Annotated in this window: 15 protein-coding genes and 1 pseudogene; 5 read left to right on the forward strand and 11 right to left on the reverse strand. The window is 40.7% G+C overall.

The window, feature by feature from the left end; all coding sequences use genetic code 11:
- Nucleotides 1–37: 37 nt before the first annotated feature.
- The 4 genes and pseudogenes from L1267_RS02700 to L1267_RS02715 form a co-directional block, all read right to left on the reverse strand.
- Complete coding sequence (locus tag L1267_RS02700; RefSeq protein WP_235382042.1) at nt 38–3,214, reverse strand: HD domain-containing phosphohydrolase; 3,177 nt, start codon at nt 3,212–3,214, stop codon at nt 38–40.
- Nucleotides 3,215–3,336: 122 nt separating this feature from the next.
- A pseudogene (locus tag L1267_RS02705) lies at nt 3,337–4,929 on the reverse strand (HD-GYP domain-containing protein); the annotation flags it as partial.
- Nucleotides 4,930–5,867: 938 nt separating this feature from the next.
- Entirely contained in the window at nt 5,868–6,923 is a 1,056-nt protein-coding gene (locus L1267_RS23725) for a GGDEF domain-containing protein (protein WP_168246721.1), read from the reverse strand.
- 283 nt (nt 6,924–7,206) lie between these two features.
- Nucleotides 7,207–7,857 (reverse strand): glutathione S-transferase family protein, encoded by a 651-nt coding sequence (locus L1267_RS02715; protein WP_235382044.1) that lies wholly within the window; start codon nt 7,855–7,857, stop codon nt 7,207–7,209.
- A gap of 101 nt (nt 7,858–7,958) precedes the next feature.
- Here L1267_RS02715 and L1267_RS02720 point away from each other — a divergent pair, with 101 nt between their 5' ends.
- Nucleotides 7,959–8,798 (forward strand): LysR family transcriptional regulator, encoded by an 840-nt coding sequence (locus L1267_RS02720; protein ID WP_235382045.1) that lies wholly within the window; start codon nt 7,959–7,961, stop codon nt 8,796–8,798.
- Nucleotides 8,799–8,811: 13 nt separating this feature from the next.
- Here L1267_RS02720 and L1267_RS02725 read toward each other — a convergent pair whose 3' ends face one another.
- Nucleotides 8,812–10,815: a winged helix-turn-helix domain-containing protein gene (locus tag L1267_RS02725; protein ID WP_235382046.1), complete on the reverse strand. Its 2,004-nt coding sequence runs from the start codon at nt 10,813–10,815 to the stop codon at nt 8,812–8,814.
- Nucleotides 10,816–10,945: 130 nt separating this feature from the next.
- On the opposite strand from L1267_RS02725, the gene L1267_RS02730 reads away from it, so the two are divergent.
- The gene (locus L1267_RS02730) at nt 10,946–12,952 is read left to right on the forward strand and encodes a fused MFS/spermidine synthase (RefSeq protein ID WP_235382047.1); all 2,007 of its coding nucleotides are present in this window, start codon (nt 10,946–10,948) and stop codon (nt 12,950–12,952) included.
- Between the two features lie 74 nt (nt 12,953–13,026).
- Here L1267_RS02730 and aroC read toward each other — a convergent pair whose 3' ends face one another.
- Together aroC and prmB are read right to left on the reverse strand one after the other, a co-directional pair.
- The gene (gene aroC, locus L1267_RS02735) at nt 13,027–14,124 is read right to left on the reverse strand and encodes a chorismate synthase (RefSeq protein WP_235382048.1); all 1,098 of its coding nucleotides are present in this window, start codon (nt 14,122–14,124) and stop codon (nt 13,027–13,029) included.
- 65 nt (nt 14,125–14,189) lie between these two features.
- Complete coding sequence (gene prmB, locus L1267_RS02740; RefSeq protein WP_135923936.1) at nt 14,190–15,125, reverse strand: 50S ribosomal protein L3 N(5)-glutamine methyltransferase; 936 nt, start codon at nt 15,123–15,125, stop codon at nt 14,190–14,192.
- 101 nt (nt 15,126–15,226) lie between these two features.
- Here prmB and smrB point away from each other — a divergent pair, with 101 nt between their 5' ends.
- Together smrB and L1267_RS02750 are read left to right on the forward strand one after the other, a co-directional pair.
- Nucleotides 15,227–15,784, forward strand: a complete 558-nt coding sequence (gene smrB, locus L1267_RS02745) for an endonuclease SmrB (protein WP_135923935.1) — start codon at nt 15,227–15,229, stop codon at nt 15,782–15,784.
- A 24-nt stretch (nt 15,785–15,808) separates the two neighbouring features.
- A complete protein-coding gene (locus tag L1267_RS02750) occupies nt 15,809–16,729 on the forward strand; it encodes an AEC family transporter (protein WP_235382049.1) in 921 nt (306 codons plus the stop codon).
- 3 nt (nt 16,730–16,732) lie between these two features.
- Here the strand turns inward: L1267_RS02750 and L1267_RS02755 are convergent, their stop codons facing one another.
- Genes L1267_RS02755 through sixA form a run of 4 tightly spaced genes read right to left on the reverse strand, consistent with a single transcriptional unit; the run spans nt 16,733 to nt 18,800 of the window.
- Complete coding sequence (locus L1267_RS02755; RefSeq protein ID WP_235382050.1) at nt 16,733–17,467, reverse strand: SDR family oxidoreductase; 735 nt, start codon at nt 17,465–17,467, stop codon at nt 16,733–16,735.
- A 2-nt stretch (nt 17,468–17,469) separates the two neighbouring features.
- Nucleotides 17,470–17,940, reverse strand: coding sequence for an ASCH domain-containing protein (locus L1267_RS02760; RefSeq protein ID WP_235382051.1), 471 nt, complete (start codon nt 17,938–17,940; stop codon nt 17,470–17,472).
- The gene (locus tag L1267_RS02765; RefSeq protein ID WP_235382052.1) at nt 17,924–18,274 is read right to left on the reverse strand and encodes a RidA family protein; all 351 of its coding nucleotides are present in this window, start codon (nt 18,272–18,274) and stop codon (nt 17,924–17,926) included. Before L1267_RS02765 ends, L1267_RS02760 begins: the two co-directional genes overlap by 17 nt.
- A 49-nt stretch (nt 18,275–18,323) precedes the next feature.
- The gene (sixA, locus tag L1267_RS02770; RefSeq protein ID WP_135923930.1) at nt 18,324–18,800 is read right to left on the reverse strand and encodes a phosphohistidine phosphatase SixA; all 477 of its coding nucleotides are present in this window, start codon (nt 18,798–18,800) and stop codon (nt 18,324–18,326) included.
- 196 nt (nt 18,801–18,996) lie between these two features.
- Between sixA and L1267_RS02775 the strand changes: the two genes are divergently transcribed.
- Nucleotides 18,997–21,717: an insulinase family protein gene (locus L1267_RS02775; protein ID WP_199527867.1), complete on the forward strand. Its 2,721-nt coding sequence runs from the start codon at nt 18,997–18,999 to the stop codon at nt 21,715–21,717.
- Nucleotides 21,718–21,875 lie beyond the last annotated feature (158 nt).

Here is a 21,875-nt window from a genome sequence, read left to right on the forward strand (position 1 = left end):
GGACTTTTCAGCCTAAAGTAAAAGCAACCGCCCTCAGTTACAGGTATTTTGCGATATCAACATCATCGATTTGCTCTGGGTTTAAATAGCGCTTTGCATACTCAAGGTAAATACCTGACGTTAAGAACAATTTGAATACATCTTCATCAACATGCTGATCGGCCACCATCTTCGCTAAAATATCAATGGCAACACTCAGCGGTTTGGCTTTTTTGTAGGGTCTGTCGGCTGCGGTCAATGCTTCAAATATATCAGCAAGCACCAACACGCGTTCAGGTATCGATAAATCATCCGCAGACAACTTACGCGGATACCCCGTGCCTTTTAAAGTTTCGTGGTGAGTCGAGGCATAACGTGGCACACGGGCTAATTCTTCAGGAAACGGCACATTATCGAGCATACGTATAGTGCTAATAATGTGCTCATTAATTTTAAATCGGTCTTCACTTGTTAATGTACCGCGCTGAACCTGTAAGTTATATAACTCTCCTAAGTTATATTTATACTCAGGAATATCTACTTTTATCCCTAACCGTTCATCATAGTGAATTGGTTTATCGTGGGCAATCAAATGCTCAGGCTTATCTGAAAGTAGCTTTTCAGTTACAGGGAGTTGCTCATCATTGCTATGAACTCGCAGCTCTTCGACTGGTGAAAGGCCTATTTTATCGTCAAAATAGCGCTGCCAAGTAATAGTGCTGAGCGCTTCTAAACGCTCAAGGCTAGCTTCATCCATAAACTCGCCCCCTACATTACAGGTAGCGATAAACGAAAAATCACTCCGCAGCTCTGCTTGGCGTTTAGTAAGTTCAGCCTCAAGCTCTGGCTGCTTTTCGGGTGTGGCTTGCAATGCTTTTAGATAAGCGATTTCTGCATCTCGCCAAAGTACTTCAAAACGTGTACGCACTTCGTGTATACGGTTGTATATTGTTTCTAACTTAGTGCCTTTATCTACGATATGTTCTGGCGTGGTAATTTTACCGCAGTCATGTAGCCACGCTGCGAGACTAAATTCTCTTAGCTCGTCTTTATTTTTAAACGTAAACTCTTTAAAAGCATGTTCATTTGAGCTTGAAGCTGCTTTGGCTAGCATAATGCCAAGCTCTGGTACCCGTTCGCAGTGCCCTGCTGTATAGGGAGACTTATCATCGATAGCCTGTGCGATAAGCTCAATAAATGACTCCATTAAGGCCTTTTGCTTTTGCTCATGTTGCTGAATCGATTGACTCATTTGCACCATAGAGCGAGATAGGTTGTTAATTTCTTTAATACTGCTTTTTAGCGTAGAAACTTGGTCAAATTGACGCCGTTTAATCTTTAAGTTTTCGCCCTCTAAGGTCTTAATTGGTGCAACGATAGGTGAGGCAAAAAACCACGACACGGGTAAAACCATAATTAAGCATGCGGCAGTGATTAAAATTGACAGCTTAATTTTCTCGCGAGTAGAGCTTAATACACCTTCTTTGGGCACCACTATCGCTAGGAAATCGCTATTATCGCCCATCTCAGAAAGCGGGGTGATATATACGTACTTTTCAACCCCATTAAGAGTCATCAAACGTAAATGGGCAAAGTTTGTTTTATCTTTAATTAAGGTTAAAAATTCAGGGTAAGGCACGGTGCCAATCACTTGTGGTTGCTGATTGGGGTCGCTTCCTAACCATTTACGCTCAAGTGCTGCAATATACGAATCTGGCAGTTGCTCTATTGCCATATCAATTAAATCTTTAAGCGCTGCATCCTCCGGGTGAAACAGTAAATGCAGCGTATCGGGTAAAAGGTCATGGCTGTAACTATCAAGCTGATTATATTGAACCCCATCAATAAAAAACTGCTTTTGGGTGTATTTGAACACCGCCTCGTTATCTAGGCCTGCAAAGACCCGCCCTTGGCTTACCGCATCAAGTACCGCTTTTGTACTTGGCAGCTCAACAATGTCGATGTCGGGAAAGTGCTCTTTGATCACTTTGATCACCGACCAACCTTCGCCAATTGCAAGCTGCTTACCCGCCAACTGCTTCATGCTAACAACTGGGGGCGTACCTTGTGCAGTAATAATACTAAATGGCAAGGTTGCCATGGTTTGGCTCATAATACCAAGCGGCTCATTGGCAGGCGTTTTAAAAATAGGCTGAATAACATCTATTTCTTTTTTAGCAAATTGATTCAAAAACTCAGACCAAGTAAACCCATTGATAAAGGTCACTTTAATTCCGAGCATATTGGCCAAGCCATTAATGTAATCAATGCTATAGCCTTTGGGGTTACCGCCAACACTAAAATCCATTGGCGGCCAATTAGTTTCGTTTGAGACACTTAAATAAGGGTACTTAGCCAAGACACTTTGCTGGGCCTCAGTCAGAGGGAGTTTTTCAAGCGTTGGCAGAAGTAAGCTATGCTTTTGTTGGTTAGAGGCGACAATTTCACCCTCTTTATTATAAATATACAGCTCACTTAAATACTGGCTGCTCATTTTACTTTGCTGTTTGCTTAGGTACTCTGAAATGCTCGATAAGCTAACGTCTAACGCCAACACACTATTTTCGCTTGCTGACTTTATCGAATAGGTTTGCCCTGGTGCTTGCAGGTGGGTAAAGAAGTATGGTTTGGTTTTATTGACACGGGTAGAGTTTGCTTGCTTAAACCACAAACGCTCTCGCGGATCATAGCTGGTACCTTTTGTTTGAGAGATGCGTAAATTAAATTGCTGGTCAAAATAATGAGTGTGCTGAACTCGATCTGCCCCTTCATCGGTAATATGGATCACCACCCAGCGATCAGCTTCGATGGCTTGCAGCTGTTGGCGAACTATTTCACTACTCTCTAAATTAATTAATTCGTAAAAGTCACCATTTTCATACCCCACATATAAAGCATAAAACAATGGATTGAGCTGCATGATTTCACTCATGACATTTCTCAGTTCACTTTTATCTTCATTGTTGGCACTGATAAGACTACCGTTTTGTACCATCACACTTAAAGTGTTTTCAGATTTTTCGTTCACACCGGTCAGGTAATCAGCGACAGAGCCTGTGGCTAAATTAAAGTTTTTGACACTGGCTTCTAACGCCATTTTTTCACTGAAATAATATTGCAAACTGATGGCAATTAACGCGGTGAGTGAGGTTGCTAATACGAACACAGCAACAACGGTAAGACGAATCGAAAAACGAATTTTTTGTTTGAGTTTTTGAAAAGCAGATACCAGCACTTATGCATCTCCTTGCAATGCTTTGTTCGTAAATAATATTAGCTTGTATAATATGTATACACCAATAACTTTGTATTACAAACAAAAACACTGCAATATTAGCCTAAAGCATAAGCAAATAATTATCTTAGATATTTTTGAATATCGACCGAATCGATTTGCGACTCATCTAAAAACTGTTTTGCATATTTTAGGTATATGCCTGAGGTTAAAAATAGCTCAAATACATCACGATCAATATGCTCGTCATCGACCATCTTCGCTAAAATATCAACGGCAACACTCAGAGTTTTGGCTTTTTTATACGGCCTATCTGTCGCAGTTAGAGCCTCAAAAATATCAGCCAGCACTAACACTCGTTCAGGTATTGATAAATCTTTTGCAGTTAATTGGCGAGGATATCCAGTACCTTTTAATGTTTCATGATGCGTCGAGGCATAGCGTGGGATCCGAGCAAGCTCTTTCGGAAAAGGAACATTAGAAAGCATGCGAATAGTACTGATAACATGTTCATTAATTTTAAACCTATCCTCAGCAGTGAGCGTACCGCGTGAAATAGATAAATTATAAATCTCACCTAGATTGTATTTATACTCAGGGATTGTCATTTTTATCCCTAAATCAGGTTCGTAATCAACGGCCTTTTCATGAGGAATTAAATCACTTGGTTTATCACTCAATAGTGATTCTTCAACAGGCAAAGTTTGATCTTTAAGGTTTACCATGCGCAACTCTTCAAGTGGCGATAAACCAAGACTAGCATCGAAGTGACGATACCACTTGATGCTGGCAATCTGATGTAAACGATTTAATTGCGACTCATCCATAAACTCTCCGCCGACATTACATGCCGCAATAAAGCTAAAATCTGCATGCAACTTTTCAATCTCAGCGTCTAATTGCTGTTGTAACTGCTGTTTTTGTTCTGGGTTTACAAGCAGTTTTTCGTAGTAGTCTAGTTTTGCATCTCGCAGCAGTACTTCAAAGCGCATACGAACTTCATGAATTCGGTTGTAAATTGTTTCAAGCTTAGTGCCTTTATCAACAATATGTTCTGGCGTAGTAATTTTACCGCAGTCATGCAACCATGCTGCTAAACGAAACTCTCGTCGTTCATCTGGGGTTTTAAAACTAAACTCAGAAAACGCCTCATCCTTTGAATCTGATGCTGCATCAGCAAGCCAAATGCCGAGCTCTGGCACCCGCTCACAATGCCCTGCCGTGTAAGGTGATTTATCATCAATTGCTTGCGCTATAAGCTCAATAAAAGATTCCATTAACGCTTTTTGCGAGTTTTCATGCTGCTCAATTGAGCGACTCATATCAACCATAGAACTGGCTAAATAATGAATCTCTAGAATATGGCTCGAAAGTGTAGAAACCTCATTGTAATCACGCTGTTGGATTTTTTTATTTTCGCCCACCAATTTCAAAATAGGATTAACAATCGAAGATGCAAAAAACCACGATACGGGCAAAAGTAACAATAAACATAACCCTGTGACTAAAATTGAGATTCTGATTTTCTCTTTAATAATTGCTAGCACATCTTCTTTCGCAACTAGCACTGTAAAGTAATCCACTTCATCAGAGTGCATATCGCCACTAAGTGGCAATGGCACTACAAACATATATTTTTCTTGACCATTTTCGTGCACATCAAGCATTTTACCGAACTGTTGCTTTTTATTGGCAAGCCCAGGTTGTTGCTCATCAAGTCGAATAAGCGCAGATAAGTCGTCGAATGTTCGTTGCTGACTTTGATTACGACTTGCTGCGATGATTTCGCCATCACCCCGGTAAACATACATTTCAGAAGAAACTAAGTACTGCATTTTAAGTTGTTGCTCTACAAGAAAGTGGCTCAAACTGGAGCTGGCTATATCAAGTGCAAGTACATCACCTGTGTCTTCTGACTGTATTGAATAGGTATAGCCCGGCATTTCTAATAGATTAAAAACATACTGCTCAGACTTTGAGACTGACTCACTAGAGGCCTCCTTAAACCACTTTCGGGTACGAGGATCATAGTCAGTTTTTTCTTCGTTGACTCTAATAACCGAAAGGCTTTCATCCAAGAATAACTTTACGGTTTTGCGAGCATCACCTTGCCCGGAGACTTTATAAATCAACCAGCGCTCCAAAGGCCGGACTTGAAAACTAGCGGGTAAGGTTGCATCACCTTTTAAATTAATTACTTGCAGCATATCACCATTTTGATGCGCAAGAATTAATGAGTAAAAATCCGCATGTCGACTTAATACCTCTATCAACACATTACGCAAGGTGTCTTTATCCTTGCTATCTTCAGAAAAGAGTCGAGTATCATGGATCATTACGCTGAGCGTATTATCAACCCGATGATTTATTCTCGAGATATGGTCTGCTATTTGTTGGCTGGTCTGCTTAAATTGGTCCGTTTTTGTCTGCAGTACAAACTTTTCACTAAAGTAATAATGGAGACTAATTGCCACAATGCCTGTTAATAAACTTGCTAAGGCAAACACCAGTAACACACTGACGCGAATTGAAACTTTAAAGCCCTTAGGTTGGCCTGGTAGCATATTGCGGCTCCTTGCATGCTGAATATACCTATCTAGGTATAAAATAAAAATAAAAGTGAAATCTAAAACAACTTATTTAGACAGACTCGCTAGATTTTGACGACCAGTTGATTGCGACCAGCCTCTTTGGCTTCGTATAACGCTGAATCTGCTCGAGCAATAACAGACTTTTGAAGCTCCTCACGCATAACTGTCAAACCAAAGCTTGCTCTTATTGATAAAGACATATCATTTAGATGTAACGGCTCAGCATTCAGTGTTTCAATCATTTTATTGACAATTATCGTCGCATCTTCAACAGAACAAAGCGGCAACACAATTACAAACTCCTCTCCTCCAAAACGATAAACATCGTCAGAAGCTCTCAAAGACTTTGTAAGGAATGTTGAAAACTTTTCTAGCACAGCGTCGCCAACTTCGTGCCCATGGGTGTCATTAACACGTTTAAAGTAATCAATATCAGCTAAAACAACGCATACTTGTTTTGATTTATATTGATTTTCTTTACTGAGTTTTTGGTAATGCTCATAAGTATTATCAAACGCTCTGCGGTTAGGTAACTGTGTAAGCGCATCTTTCAAGGCCTGCTTTTTCATTTCTTGAGCTAATTGACCTAATTGCGTATTACGTACAAATAGCTCACGACGAATAATGTGTTCATGGGCAGCCATGATCGATCCCGCTAAATTAGCCGCTATGTGAGCTAAAATAACCACATAAAAAGAATGCAAATTTATATCTTTATTAAAATAAATAACGGAAATAGCCAAACAGCTATAAAACACACCTAATAGCGCTGATAGTTTCAAGGAGAGCAAAGTCGAGAAGTAAAATGTAATCAATACAATGACATCAAAAAACATATGCAATATATAATGACGCTCATAGGTGATAACCATAAATTGCATATTCAAAAACATAAATATCATAAAGGCGATGACCATCTTTATTAACTGCTTCGGTGACTTTACAAAACTAATACCAAAAGCAGCGCTAACGCATACAAATACAGTGATAGTTCTGCCAATCAAAGCAATATCAGGCCAGAAATCTGGCTGAATAATCATCTTATCGAAAAAAGTGACGAGCATAGTCACAACGGCGATTATACATGCAAGAAATTGAGCAAGCTTTTTATCTTGCACCAATTTACTTTGTATAAACAACAACTCAACCTGTTTCGACTTGAACTGACAAGCATAACGGTTAATAGTCATATCTTTGTTTAATAACTTTGCAGCATAAACGCCCATAAATGTGCCTACAACAAAAGGGAGAATGAGAAGTGTTGAATTAAAGAGCAACAACTCTATTATAGAAGGAAGAGATTAGAATTGAACTAGTTATTTTGTATAAAAATAACACATTTTAACCAGCACAATATAAGTAGGGACAAACGAAGTATTAATGAAATACTCCGTAATTATGTTATGAAATCTCTTTTCCTGCCTCATCACATACAACAATATCGGTTTCTTTTAATGCTTGATTGATCCAGGTTTGCAACACAGGGCATGCTAGCACATACTGGCAATAAGCTTGTGCTGCACTCGATAGCTCCACCTGATAGGTTTTAAAACGCAACACCACAGGTGCAAACATCGCATCAACAATAGAAAACTCGCCAAATAACCACGCATTAGGATAACGCTGCTGCTGAGCCGAAAAAATCTCATCGATACGTGCGATATCTTTTTTAGCTTGCTCTGATAATTCAACATGCCTTTTAGCGCGAATGTTCATCGGCATTTCATTGCGAAGTGCAGCAAACCCAGAATGCATCTCGGCAGCTAGACTGCGCGCTTTTGCTCTTTGGGCTATTTCACTAGGCCAAGCTGCACTATTTAGATAAGCATCATTGATATATTCACAAATAGCGAGTGAATCCCACACGATTAACTCAGCATCAATAAGTGCCGGCACTTTTTGCACTGGAAACTTACTTTTTAATGCTTCATAAAACTCAGGCGTATCTAAAACCAACTGTTGCTCTGTAAAAGAGATATTGAATTTACTCAGTAAATACCACGCTCTTAATGACCAAGTTGAGTAATTTTTATTACCAATAAATAATTGCATTGCGCTTCCTTTAACGTTTAGATTAGGCTCACTATAAAACAGCAATTGGGTAATTACTCGCCAATTGTTTTTATGCTACCTATAAGTAAAGTTGATACATTATGGATATTGATGCCCTCAGGACTTTTTGTGCCTTTGTTGATACAGGCAGTTTTACCCGCGCTGCAGCACAGATTTGCAGAACCCAATCTGCGGTAAGTATGCAAATGAAAAAGCTTGAACAAGACATTGCAAACCCCCTATTTGAAAAGCAAGGTCGTCAACTGGTGCTAACCCATCAAGGCCACCAGCTAGCAAGCTATGCAAAACAATTGATAGCGCTTCATGATGAAGCGTTTAAGCAATTAAAAGCAGGCACAGGCAATATGCGCGTACGCATAGGTTGTCCTGACGACTATGCCCACTCTTTACTACCAGAGCTTGTTGGTGCCTTACATCAACAGTTTAATGCGCTAGATTTACAAATAAGCTGCGCCCCAAGTACTGAGCTTAGAGCCAAGCTAGACCAAGGTATGCTCGATTTAGTAATTGCCACTCGCTCGCCAGACAGCGAAGAAGGCTACTTATTGCAATCAAGTCAAGGTGTGTGGGTGAAAAATCCTGCTTTTGAGATTAAAGAGTCAACCCCACTTCCTATCGCCTTGTTTCAACGAGACTGTAAGTTTCACCAAGCTAGTATTGAGGGTCTATTAAAAGCCGAGCGTCGTTTTAATATTATTGCCTGTTGTGGCTCAGCGGGAGCATTACATGGCTTGATTAAACAAGGACTGGCAATTGGCAGTATGGCACGAATAAGCATGCAATCGGGTGTGGAAGAAATCAGCGATAACTCACTTCCGGTACTGCCTGTCATTGATATCGTCCTGCTATACGGTAATCACGCCCACAACCCTCTCAGTCATGAACAGCTTAAGCAGCTTGTGGAGTTGATTAAGACATAAAGACCATATCAAGCTAAAGAAGCTTTACTAACTTACGAGTTCTATTAGGCTCTGTAAGGTATAAAAACTCTGTTAAATCATGGGCACTATTGATCAGCATATGTTGCTTAGGTTGAGTTAATTGCCAACTTTCTGTTGCAGCGGTTGCCAAATCGATACGCTGGAAATTAATAGTATCAGCATGCTCCATAGTGACCGCTAATTGCTGGTTGCTTACAGATATACCAATGATGTCATTGTTAGCTGCTTGCCAAACAGTCTCAATATCTCCTCGGCTATTAACTCGAAACACTTCGTTGCTATTTGAAAAATAGATCTGGTCTTGCTCATCTAAATCCATGCCATAGCAGCTTAAACGTTTCCCTGAGCCTGTGAATGCTGTCAACTTTAGGCTTGTTAAATCGAATTTAGCCGGATGAAACGTCTGTCCATCCTCTGCTCGATACGAAACTAAAATCGCGTCTTGATTGTGATACATTTCTCTCAAATAGAAAGAATGATTGCCGTGAGGAATTGTTTCATAAGTGCCACTGCTTAAATCAATTTTAAACAATGTATCTTTACTTGCGGTGTACACCTGTCGTGCGTCCTGGCTCCAAACAATGCCAAATAACTCATGGTTATCAGGATTAGCAAAAATGCGCGTTTGCTTGCCATTATCGTATAAAAATAATTGTTTTAATCCAAAACGATGTGACTCAAAAACAAATTTCGTTGAGTCTGGCGAAAACACGGGTAGAAAGTCGATTGATGAGGTATCAACGAGTTTGGTCAATTTGTCAGGGGTGGCGCGTGTTTGGCTAACAATATCTACATCAACATTCACTAACTCCATCAAAATGGCTTCAGCGTCTGGTGTATACTGGGCATCACGAATTATTTGATAATTATTAAATGAAATTAGCTGAAGCTCACCATCTAGCTCTAGATTAATAAGCTGATTTCGTTGACTAATCAATAGCGCTTGATTGTTCGGGTGCCAACTTAACCCTTGAATACCGTTTTCTATGATAGCAATAGTTTGTATTTTTTTACTGGCAAGGTCGAGTACATCAATACGGTATTTGTTTTGACCCGCTTCAATCCCCATTGCGACTTTACGGCCGTCTTTCGATAACGCATTAACGAGTAACCAATCTTGCTGTGTAGCGGCTAGTAAATGTGCCTTTTGTTTAGACTCTAAGTTGAGTGAAACCAGTCGAGTATCGTTGTTTAGTTTATCTTTTTCTATGTAATAGAGCAGCTTATCAGCATGCCAATCGATATGGTGACTGGTCAGAACGGTGTCATTTAAAACACTCACCGTCGCTTGTTCTAATGGCTGAAATTTCGATAAATCAATGCTTAATGTGTTCAGATATTGTTTCTGCTCTGCGCTTTTCACAAACGCAATCTCATTATCGGAGGTCGACCACCCCAAAGCGTAGTAGCTTGCAGCATCTTCAGTTAGCCTCACCTCTCGCTCAGTCGCAAGCTCTTTAATCCAAATCTGCTGACTTCCTTTATTACCTCGAACAAAAGCAAGGTACTTACCACTATGTGAAAGTGACAAATTAGCTTCATTTAGTTCACTCGAAGTGAGTGGCATCAGTTGGGTAAAGTGAGCATTATCTTGTTGCTTAGGGACTAGTTGCCACGCAATAGCGATAAGGCTTACTAGTAAAACAAACAGCAACCCAAGATGTTGCGATTTTAGTTTTTTGCTTTGCCCCTGTGTTACTTTTTCAAGGCTATAACCGCGCTTAGGGTGTGTAATTATATACTGCGGATTTTTGGCATCTTCTTGGAGTGCTTTTCGTAGCAATGCGATACAACGCTGTACAGAACTTGGGTTGTAGGTAGCATTAGGCCACACTTTTGCAAAGATTACTTCTTGGCTTACAACTTCACCTTTATTTAAATAAAGGGTATGTAATACATCCATGACCTTTGGCTCGACTATTTGCTCATAATCTTGCGATGAAATTAAACATCGACTCTCATCAATTGCAAATTTGCCGATTCGATAACGCGCCACTTACTTCTCCAATAAATATTTACGAATCAAAGATTAAGGTTTTCTTAAGAGAAACTCAAGCGTTACTCCATTGTCACTTTGCTCTGGCTATTGGATTGTTTTTGCTATCTCAAAATAGGTAATAAAAACAATGTATAAATATTTATCAACGCTCACTATTTTCATCAGTGCTTTTTTAATTTTTCAAATTCAGCCGATGCTTTCAAAGCAACTTCTACCACAATTTGGTGGTGGTGCTTCTATCTGGTCAGCAAGTTTAGTGTTTTATCAAGTCATGTTACTTATTGGCTATTTCTATGCGCATGGTATGGGTCGCTTTCATATTAAGTTGCAGGTAGTCACCCATATAGTTTTAGTCAGCTTTGCCACACTCATTGTTGTGACAGAATTTGCAGCACCAAATCTCACAAATTGGCCGCCTACGCTTGCGGTGTTTGTTAATTTATTTATAGAAATTGGTCCAATATTTATTCTACTGAGCGCTACCAGCGTTCTTTTACAAAGATGGTATGTGCAAACTGCTTCAGCACAGGTGCCTTACCATTGGTATTCCATCTCAAACTTGGGTTCTTTAATGGCGTTAATGAGCTACCCACTCGTTTATGAATTACTATTTTCTTTAGAGCAGCAAACTACTTACTGGCTATTTGGACACATCAGCTACTGCTTGTTATTAGCACTTCTTGTAATATTTTTACTAAAAAAAGCACCCGATTTATCAAGAGCATCTATTCAGACTAGGCATATCACGCTATTAAAAGTTAAAGGTCAATGGCTGTTATTAAGTGCCTTAAGCTCGGCCATGTTGGTATCTACCACGCATATGATCAGCACTAATATTCCACCCATGCCATTACTTTGGTCGTTACCTCTTGTAATTTACTTGCTCACCTTTAGTTACACGTTTGCCAACAAAGTAAATTATCAGCGTCATGTGTGGGCATATGCGTTTATATTTTCGGCTTTTGCAGGCCTGCTGATGTTTTATTTTGGCAGCTTATTCAATGCCCTAGCCCAGCTTATAATTTACAGCTTTATTCTATTAACCGCCGGTATGGTCTGTCATGGTGAGCTGAGAAACAAAGCCCCTGAAAACGAGCAATTTACCGTTTTTTATTTTTATATCGCCCTTGGCGGTGTGTTAGGTTCGCTTTTCAGTACGCTCGTTGCCCCATTGCTATTTGTCCAGATTGACGAGTATTTACTTACATTAGCGGTTATCTTTAGTTTTGTGTGTTACTACCAAACAAAAGCTAAAACAAAGACAAACCAGCTCAAATTCACTCTCATGACCAGCTCAGTTACTTGGTTAGCATGCTATTGTTTTTTAGCGGTAAACTTTAACCAATATAACATTGCCACTAGCCGCAATTTTTATGGCTATTTAGCGGTAAAAGATATAAACACTCAATCAATAAAAGAAAGGCGCTTAATTGACGGCACCACGATTCATGGCTCAGAGCCACTAAATCCAAACCAACAGTTGGGGCAAAGTTATTACCACCAGCATACTGGTGTCGCTAAATCACTTGCCATACTAAAGCAAAACAGCGCACTAAACATTGGCGTGATTGGTTTGGGTGCAGGCGTTTTAGCTCGGTTTGCAGACCAACAGGATAGTATTCACTTTTTTGAGTTAAACCCTGCTGTGTACGAGATGGCAAAGCGTTATTTCTCATATTTAGAAAACAGTGAAGCCAAGCTCACAGTCAGCTTAGGGGATGGTCGTATTGCGCTAAAAAATAATGCGAACGAAGTATTTGATGTCTTAATTATTGATGCATTTACCAGTGATGTAATTCCTACACATTTGCTAACCCAAGAAGCAATGTCACTTTATTGGCAAAGGCTCAATGAAAATGGCGTATTGATTGTGCATATCTCAAATAATCATATCGACTTACTGCCTGTATTACAGGCACATAGCCAATATTTTAATAAGGCAATGTTAAAGTTTAGCTATCAAGGCCATAGCCCATCAGACATAGGCTCAGACTGGGTGGTGCTAACTGATAATCAGGCTTTTTTAAATCGCGTATCTATCAGTGATTTGTCGCCTATTAAACGCTACCCACATAGCGAGCTGGCAATGTGGACTGATAGCAAACACAGCCTACTCCCCTTATTAAAATTCTAACAGGCATAAAAAAGCGCGATGATTTTACTAATCATCGCGCTTATTAACTGCTTTTACTTTATTTAAGACTGCGCTTAAATCGAACCTTTGATTGGTCCATGTCCGTGGCTTACATGTGGGTTTTGACCACGTTGGCGCAATAAGTGATCCATTAAAGTAATCGCCATCATCGCCTCAGCAATAGGAATAGCACGAATGCCTACACAGGGATCATGGCGTCCTTTGGTGATCATCTCTACCGCTTCGTTGCTGGTGTTAATGCTGTTGCCCGGTATGGTAATGCTTGAGGTTGGCTTAAGTGCGATAGAGGCAATGATATCTTGCCCTGTAGAGATACCTGCAAGTACACCACCCGCGTGGTTTGATGTAAAGCCATCAGGAGTCAATTCATCACGGTGCTCAGAGCCTTTTTGCTCAACCACATCAAAGCCATCACCAATTTCAACGCCTTTTACCGCATTAATGCTCATTAATGAGTGTGCAAGCTCTGCATCTAGGCGATCAAATACTGGCTCACCTAAGCCTACAGGCACATTTTTAGCAACCACTTTAACTTTAGCGCCTACCGAATCACCTTGTTTTTTTAGGTCGCGCATGTACTCATCAAGCGCTTCTAGCTTGCTGGTGTCTGGAAAGAAAAATGCATTATTTTCTACTTCATCCCAGTTGTAGTCTTCTGCTTTGATTGGTCCTAGTTGGCTCAAACATGCTCGAATTTCAATACCATGAAACTGTTTTAAGTATTTTTTAGCAATTGCACCTGCCGCTACACGAATAGCCGTTTCACGGGCAGAAGAGCGACCTCCCCCTCGGTAATCACGGATACCGTATTTATGCCAATAGGTATAATCGCCATGACCTGGACGAAACACCTCAGCGATTTTGCCGTAGTCTTTTGAACGTTGATCGGTGTTTTCAATCAGTAAACCAATGCTAGTGCCTGTGGTTTTACCTTCGAATACACCTGAAAGAATTTTTACTTCGTCACTTTCGCGGCGCTGCGTTGTATAACGACTTTGCCCCGGTTTACGACGGTCTAAATCAATTTGTAAGTCGGCCTCGCAAATTTCAAGGCCTGCTGGTGTACCATCAACAACGCCGCCTAATGCAACGCCGTGGCTCTCACCAAAGGTGGACACTTTAAATAGTTGTCCAATGCTATTACCTGCCATTAACTTTCCTCATTCCTAATGACTACTGAGACCGAGCCCTCAGGCTCGGCTTTTAAAATCTGCCGTTAGTCAGCAAAATACTTAACTAGTTGCTCTTTGCTGATCACAAACACACCTAATCCACCTTGCTCGAACTCAACCCACTCAAACGGTGCATTTGGATATAACGCTTCCATATGTACCATAGAGTTGCCGACTTCGACAAATAACAAACCGTTATCAGTTAGATGTTCAGCGGCTTCAGCTAAAATTGTACGCGTTACGTCTAGGCCGTCATGACCCGATGCTAAACCAAGTTCTGGTTCATGGTGGAATTCACGCGGTAAATCAGCCATATCTTCAGCATCGACATAAGGTGGGTTTGCTACGATCAGATCATATTTTTGACCCGGAACGCCACTAAACACGTCTGACTGAATTGGTAGTACGCGGTCATTGAGCATGTAATCGCTAATATTAATATCAGCAACTTCGAGCGCTTCATAAGAAATATCAACCGCATCAACTTGAGCATCTTCAAATGCTTGTGCAAGTGCAATGGCGATACACGCAGAGCCGGTACATAAATCAAGAATGCGCGTTACTGAGCTTGGCTCTTCTAACCAAGGTGCAAAGCGGTTGTTAATTAGCTCTGCAAATGGCGAGCGTGGAATTAACACGCGCTCATCGACATAAAACGGCATACCTGCAAACCATGCTATGTTGGTCAGGTATGGTACTGGCGTACAATCATTAATACGCTCTGCAATTAGTTCAGCTAAACGGTTCTTCTCGGTGCTGGTTAAACGCGCATGCATTAGCTCTTTTGGCGCGTCGATAGGCAAACTTAATGCGGGTAATAATAAGCTAACTGCTTCATCCCACGCATTATCTGTGCCGTGCCCAAAGAAAATACCACTGCTGGCAAATTGACTGGTTGTCCAACGTAACCAATCGTGCAACGTTGAAAGTTCTGCAATTGCCTCGTCTAAAATTGCATCTTCAATCTGGAAATGGTTCATGTATGTTCCTTAACTTTCAAAGTCTATTCTGACGCGTATTGTACCGTCTTTTCAGTTGGTTTTTACTCGATTTTTAGCGTTTTTTTGTTTAGACTGCCGCCATGAAAAAAGATCCCCACGCCAACAATCACATTAGCCCTGACGATATTGATTTATTTCGTCAGAGTATTAGTGGTGCCAAAGCCTTTAAACAAGACACTATTCGATTCACCAATAAGCCTAAAGTGTCACAAGCGAAGCAATTTTCCCAGCAAAAAAAGCAACATCAGGCAGAATTTTTCTTTTCTGATGAATATGTACCAGACATCGACACTCATGGCACTGTCAGTTATGTCAAACCAGGTCACGATAGCTTTTTAGCAAAGCAACTTCGCCGTGGAGATTACCCGCCTGAGTTAACCCTTGATTTACATGGCTTAAATAAAGAGTTAGCCAAAGATGAGCTGGCTGGATTAATTCATGAGTGTAAAAAACAGCACTACTATTGTGCCTGTATTGTGCATGGTATTGGTGAGCGCATACTCAAACACAAAGTGCCACAATATTTAGTACAACACCCTGATGTAATTGCTATGCATCAAGCACCTCTTGAGTTTGGCGGTAAAGGTGCGGTACTTATTTTAATTAATCTTCCACAAAGTGATGAGTTCAGACGCTAACGTCTTCTTGTCATAAGGCCTAATGTGCATATTTTTTCGATTATTTTTCCACTGATTTTTATCGTTTTAAGTGGTTACATCAGCTCGCGTAGCAAGTTTTTATCGAAAGAGCACATAGCAGGGTTAAGCAAGTTTACCTTTTACATTAGCGTGCCTGCTTTTCTATTTTTGAATATGGCACAAGCCGATTTAAAAAATAGTGTTTCTGTTGCCGGCTTTTTAAGTTTTTATATTCCAGTATTAGCTATTTATGCCCTTGGCTATGTGATTGACCGGTATTTTATAGCAACGCAATCTGCACCATCGCGTCACGCTGTATTTGCTCTTGGCAGTAGTTACTCAAATACCGTACTGGTAGGTCTGCCTATTATTATTGCTGCTCTTGGACAGCAAATGGTCGGCATTGTGTTTATGATCATCACTTTTCACAGCGCATTATTGTTTACCCTCACCTTTTTGCTCAGCGCTAAGTCGCAGCAAACATTCTCTTGGCGAGCGTTTGCTAAAAACATGCTACTGAACCCAGTCGTGTTGAGTATCAGTAGCGGCTTGGCTGTTAACCTACTTGGCTTTAAACTTTTTGATAATTTAGCAAATGGCCTGAGCTTACTTGCTAAACCCGCCATTGCGTGTGCGTTATTCGTGTTAGGGGCAAATTTGGTGTTCTATAAAGTTGCAGACAACTGGCAGGCCTCCGTTATTGCTACCATCATCAAACTTGCCGTTTTACCTTGTGCTGTATACTTTTTTGCTAGCCACATTTTTAATTTGGAGCAATCTCTGCTGAAAGTACTTGTTCTATTAAGCGCCTCTCCTTTAGGTGTAAACGCTTATTTAATTGCTAATCAAATTAAACAACATCAGGCGACACTGGCAAGTAGCGTTGTGCTTTCAACGGTGTTAAGTGTAGTGAGCTTTAGTGTTTGGTTAACTATTTTACTTTAGTTTTTATAAACCACCTGAAACATCTATAAAACTGCCTGTTGTAAATGATGCTTGCTCACTTGCCAAAAAGTAAATCGCTGAAGCGACCTCATCAGCTTCTCCACCACGCCCCAGCGGCAATTTAGATTTTAAACGATCGACGCGGTTTACTTCACCACCATCACGATGCATATCGGTATAAATAAGACCAGGCCTTACCGCATTAACTCGAATGCCTTTACTCGCTACTTCTTTGGCAAGGCCAATAGTGAAGGTATCAAGTGCTCCTTTAGATGCAGCATAGTCTAAATATTCATTTGGCGAGCCGGTTCGCGACGCACCCGATGACACATTCACAATACTGCCTTTATCCATGCGCTTAATTGCTTCTCGCGCACACAAAAATGCCCCTGTGACATTGCAACTTAAAATAGCGTTGATTCGCTTAGCATCCATTTCTAATAACGGCATTTGCGGCATCATCATCGCCGCGTTATTCACTAACACGTCTAAGCGCGCAACCAGCCCATCGAGTTTGGCGAACATGGCGATTACTTGCTGCTCATCTGCGATATCAGCTTGTAATAAGTACGAATTCACACCAAGGGATTTTAGCTGTTGGGCTACCTGCTCTGCACTTACTTGATCTGACTTATAATTAATACACACATCATAGCCATGTTTAGCAAACAGCTTTGCTGTCGCGGCACCAATACCTCGTCCACCGCCAGTGATAAGAACCACAGGATTTGAACTCATGCTCACTCCTTAAAAATTAACTTAAACTGTTCACACACTAAAGGCATATCGGGGTGACATTGATAGCCTGTGCCAGCTAATTCTCGCTGATAATAGTCCCAATGTACGCGTTGCCAATATTCAAGGCTTTTGTCGCCCTCGCCTTCTAGCGCGGCATAATCTGCGCTTATTTGATTAAATGCGGTAATGGTTACAGAGACAGTTTCAATAATACCTAGCGGCTGCCCTAGCCAATTGGTAAAAATGGCCAAATCACCCACTTCAGGAAGGGCTTCATTGTTGGCTTTAAACCAATAAAGTGAAGGGGTTGTTGCTTGTTTTACACCCTTTAAAACCAGCAATGCGCAGTCATTGGCATCTTGCTCATTGTCGCAAAAATGCCAACTTGGTAATTGAACAACTGCGCGCCCTGATTGCTCATTAAAGCGAGCAATCATTTGCGCTATACGCTGCTCGTTACTTAACGGCTGCAACAACAGATATCTCTACAAGCAGAGCATCGCGCGCCATTTTTGCCTCAACACAAGCGCGAGCAGGTGCATGGCCTTGAGGTACCCATGCATCCCAAACAGCGTTCATCTTGGCAAAATATTCCATGCTTTTCAGATAAATAGTGGCACTTAACATATGCTCTTTGCTACTACCAGCCTCAATGAGTAAGGCTTCAACTTTATCAAGCATAGTTTGAGTTTGTTCAGTGATATCTTTTTCAGCATCAGCACACACTTGGCCACACAAGTAAACAGTGCCGTTATGCTTAACGATGCGGCTCATACGCGCACCCGTTTGTAAGCGTTCAATTGTCATAGTAAGGACTTAAAAAATTAACAGTGGCGCTAATTTAGCAAATCCACTGTTATATTTCGACGTTATTTGGTGAGTGAATACTATGGTAGTAACTGCGCTGATTGTGCTCATCATATTCAATTACGGCGACTGCGCCAGTATTGAAAATAGGCATGTGGCCAGGACTCAACTGATCAACTAAATAGCTGACTATTGGCATGTGCGCTACCACTAACCAAGTATTACACTGAGGGTGCATGGCAATGAGGGTTTCTAAATAATCAGCAGCAACTTGTGGCACGCCATCTGGCGTAATATCGCTACAAGTTTCATTAAATTGTAACGAAATATTTTGCGTTGCATCAGTAGCGGTTTGTTGAGCGCGAATGTAAGGACTCACCAACAGAGCATCTGGTTTATAATGTGTTGCTAACCATTGCCCCATTCTACTGGCTTCTTGATGACCATTTTCGGTCAGTTGTCTTGCTGCATCATCTGCTTGCATTGGCGTTGCTTCGCCATGGCGCATGATTAAGATTGTTTTCATAAAAAATCAACCGATTAAAGAATATAAAACAGTAGCCAGTTTGCTTGATTGTTAGCTATATTAGAATATCATCACTAGATACATTAAACATCCGCTTATTGATATTCAGGTAGATTTTCATTGCTGTGCCATTTTTAGCCTTCCTGAAGTTATCATCTGTTGTTAGCGAGTTAACGCATTCTTTCAGGAGCATCTTTTGAATATCAGCCGCAATGATAACAGAACATATCAGCCCCTAACACTGGACAATGGTCTAAAAGTGCTCTTGGTGCAAGACCTTGAGTCAACAAAATCCGCGGCTTCTATGGCGATAAACGCTGGTCACTTTGACGATCCTCTTGATAGACAAGGGCTCGCTCACTTTTTAGAACATATGCTTTTTTTAGGTACCGATCTGTACCCAGAGTCAGGCGGGTTTTCTAATTTTGTTTCACAGTCAGGTGGCAGTACCAACGCATGGACAGGCACTGAGCATTCTTGCTTTTTCTTTGATATCAATAACCAACAATTTTCAGAAGCTCTGGCTCAATTTAGTCGCTTTTTTATTGCGCCATTATTAAGCCCTAACGAAACTGCTAAAGAACGAAATGCGATTGATGCAGAGTTTAAATTAAAAATAAAAGACGATGGCCGTCGTATTTACCAAGCCCATAAAGAAACCGTTAATCCTGCTCACCCTTTTGCTAAGTTCTCGGTTGGTAACCAACAAACACTTGCAGATCGTGAAGGTTGTATTAGCGATGAATTACGTGCCTTTTTTGACCGCCACTACCAAGCACAATGGATGACTTTAGTCATTTGCAGTAACGAAGATATTGCCACGATGAGCGACTGGGTAAGCCAATATTTCAGCGCCATTAAAGGGCAGCAAAAAAGTAAGGCGATCATTGAGCAGCCTCTTTATCGCAAACAAGACTTAGGTAAAGTGCTGCATATTGAGCCACACAAGCATATGCAAAAGCTAATTATAAGTTTTGCAATGCCGAACATTGATGACTTTTATCGTCACAAAACGGTGAGCTTTATTGCTCACTTACTCGGCTATGAAGGCAAAGGGTCGCTGTATTCAATTTTGAAAGAGCAAGGTTGGATCAACGCGCTTTCTGCAGGTGGTGGTATCAATGGCAGTAATTTCAAAGACTTTAACATCAGCATGGCGTTGACAGATGAAGGTATTGAATACTATGAAGATATCGTCGAAATGGTGTTTGAATATATCTGCTTAATTAACCAAAACTGCGATAAGTTGCCGCGTCTTTATCAAGATAAAAAGAACCTTTTGCAAATCGCCTTTGATAATCAAGAAAAAGCACGCTTAATTGATTGGGTAAGTAATTTAAGCATTAACATGCAGCATTATGATGAAGCTAACTATGTTCAGGGTGACTACCTTATGGAAGGCTTTAATCAGTGTGCCCATGAAATTGCTATGCAATGGCTTACGCCAGACAATATGCGCTTAGTGTTAATTCACCCAGGTGTCGAACCTGAGCATACGACAGCATGGTACAATACGCCTTATAAAATTGAGGATATTTCTCCTTGCTGGTTAGAAGCACTCGGCGAAATAAACACCCCCCTGCCTAAAATGTGCTTACCAAGCGCGAATCCTTACCTTAATAAAGAGGTTGAGTTACTCCCCTTAGACGCGCCAACAAAAACACCAGAATTACTTGTAAAACAAGAAGGTTTTGATTTTTGGTTTAAGCAAGATGCAACCTTTCGTGTTGCAAAAGGGCATTTTTATTTAGCAATGGACTCTTCCTTTGCGATAAAAGATGTTAAGCATATGGCACTCACACGTTTGTTTGCCGACTTATTTATGGACAGTGTCGCTGAACAATTTTATCCAGCAGAACTGGCAGGCCTTAGTTATCATTTAACCTCTCACCAAGGCGGTTTGACCTTACATACTGCAGGCCTTTCATCGAGTCAGTTAGAGCTGGTTAATGAGTTACTTGAAGCACTCTTTAATGTTGAGATCTGCGCAAAACGCTTTGCAGAATATAAAAAGCAACTAGTTAGGCATTGGCGAAACAGCAATCAAAACAAACCTGTAGGTGAATTATTTAGTATCCTTGGTGCACAGATAATGCCTTGGAACCCAGAACCAAATGCGCTTGCACAAGCTTTAAAAGATACGAGTTTTCATCAATTTAATTGCTTTAGAGAAGAGTTTTTCAAAGCATTGCATGTAGAGTCTTTTTTGCATGGTAATTGGCAGCGTAGCGATGCATTGAAATTTCAAAAACAAATCGCTGAGCACCTCGCTGGCAGCAATACCATTATTGATTTAACCAGACCTCTATCTACTATTACGGATGTGTCGCAGCAGCGCTTTTGTTTAAATTGTAATGACCATGCGATGGTTCTTTATTACCAAGCTCAAACTGATGCGACTGAAGAAAAAGTAAAAATGATGTTGTTGAACCACCTCATCAATCAAGATTACTTCAACGAATTAAGAACCAAGCAACAGCTAGGTTATTTGGTAGGCGCAGGTTACGCACCTTTCAATACCCGCGCTGGTATCGCTTTTTATGTGCAATCCCCTAAACATAGCGCTGATGAAATTTTAAAACGTCATAAGCAGTTTATTGAAAATTATGTGACACAGATCTCACAAATCAGTGAGCAACAATGGCTTGATACAAAAGCAGGCTTAGTGACTCATATCGCAGAAAAAGACAAAAACTTGCGTCTTCGCTCACAGCGTTTATGGCTAGCCATAGGTAATCGCGACAGTGATTTTAACATGCAGCAGCAACTTTTAACTGCCCTAGAAGCATTAAGTCTGAGCGATATGCAGCAATATGTGTGCGAGATATTCAGCGATGAACGCCCAAGAATAGAACTTTTAAGCGAACCTAAGACTAAAAAGACAGCAAAAACCACCCTTTATTCGCATTCTCTTTGACTCATTCGTCAGCTTGGATTAAATTAACTGGTGCGAATTAGGGTAATGCATTAATGACAAAAATAATAACAATGATTTCTGCTTTTCTAACAATAAGTATAGCGAGCGTTTTTAGCGCCGCTGCAAGCCCCATAGAACTTGAGCAAACAACTTTGCTA

Origin of the sequence: Pseudoalteromonas sp. OFAV1, assembly GCF_021532595.1 — a bacterium.
Taxonomy (GTDB): Bacteria; Pseudomonadota; Gammaproteobacteria; order Enterobacterales; family Alteromonadaceae; genus Pseudoalteromonas; species Pseudoalteromonas lipolytica_C.

What these genes read in the sequence shown, in the direction of transcription:
- L1267_RS02715 (WP_235382044.1), bottom strand. Translation starts at nt 7,857, where the DNA reads ATGCAATTATTTATTGGTAATAAAAATTACTCAACTTGGTCATTAAGA.
- L1267_RS02720 (WP_235382045.1), top strand. Translation starts at nt 7,959, where the DNA reads ATGGATATTGATGCCCTCAGGACTTTTTGTGCCTTTGTTGATACAGGC.
- L1267_RS02730 (WP_235382047.1), top strand. Translation starts at nt 10,946, where the DNA reads ATGTATAAATATTTATCAACGCTCACTATTTTCATCAGTGCTTTTTTA.
- aroC (WP_235382048.1), bottom strand. Translation starts at nt 14,124, where the DNA reads ATGGCAGGTAATAGCATTGGACAACTATTTAAAGTGTCCACCTTTGGT.
- prmB (WP_135923936.1), bottom strand. Translation starts at nt 15,125, where the DNA reads ATGAACCATTTCCAGATTGAAGATGCAATTTTAGACGAGGCAATTGCA.
- smrB (WP_135923935.1), top strand. Translation starts at nt 15,227, where the DNA reads ATGAAAAAAGATCCCCACGCCAACAATCACATTAGCCCTGACGATATT.
- L1267_RS02755 (WP_235382050.1), bottom strand. Translation starts at nt 17,467, where the DNA reads ATGAGTTCAAATCCTGTGGTTCTTATCACTGGCGGTGGACGAGGTATT.
- L1267_RS02765 (WP_235382052.1), bottom strand. Translation starts at nt 18,274, where the DNA reads ATGACAATTGAACGCTTACAAACGGGTGCGCGTATGAGCCGCATCGTT.
- sixA (WP_135923930.1), bottom strand. Translation starts at nt 18,800, where the DNA reads ATGAAAACAATCTTAATCATGCGCCATGGCGAAGCAACGCCAATGCAA.